Raw genomic sequence first — 372 nt, 5'->3', positions numbered from 1 at the left:
GCTCTGGCCCACCCCGGGGCCCGGATTAGCGGCGCCGGAGTCACCCGCCGCGGTGACGCCTACCGGGTCGCGCTGCGCACAGCAACACCGGCGTTGTACGCCGGGAAGGGCTGATCCGAGCGGATGCTCACGGACCGCCAGCGGTCCGCCCATCTACCAGTAGGAGCCGCGGCACTGCGCGGTCTCCGCTGCTGCAGGGCAATCGAGCTGACGAGGCTTTCCGGACCTTCCATTCGCACGGCGATGCTCCATCTCCTGCCAGCGCCGACGGCGGTGCTCGAAGAATGCCTTCCACAGCTCCAGGCGATGGCGAGAGTCCTTCGGGAACGTGTAGCGGAGAACGCCGAGGGCCACGGCTGCTTCCAGTACAGC

The 372-nt window shown here is 68.8% G+C and carries 1 protein-coding gene; it reads right to left on the bottom strand.

Annotated elements, in window-relative coordinates; genetic code table 11:
* Positions 1-153: 153 nt before the first annotated feature.
* A partial coding sequence (locus UK12_RS43925; protein WP_231591489.1) for a hypothetical protein occupies positions 154-372 on the bottom strand: 219 nt, incomplete at its 5' end.

This window comes from Saccharothrix sp. ST-888, from assembly GCF_000955975.1.
In the GTDB taxonomy this organism is placed as follows: Bacteria; Actinomycetota; Actinomycetes; order Streptomycetales; family Streptomycetaceae; genus Kitasatospora.
This window is presented reverse-complemented; position numbering and strand designations above follow the sequence as displayed.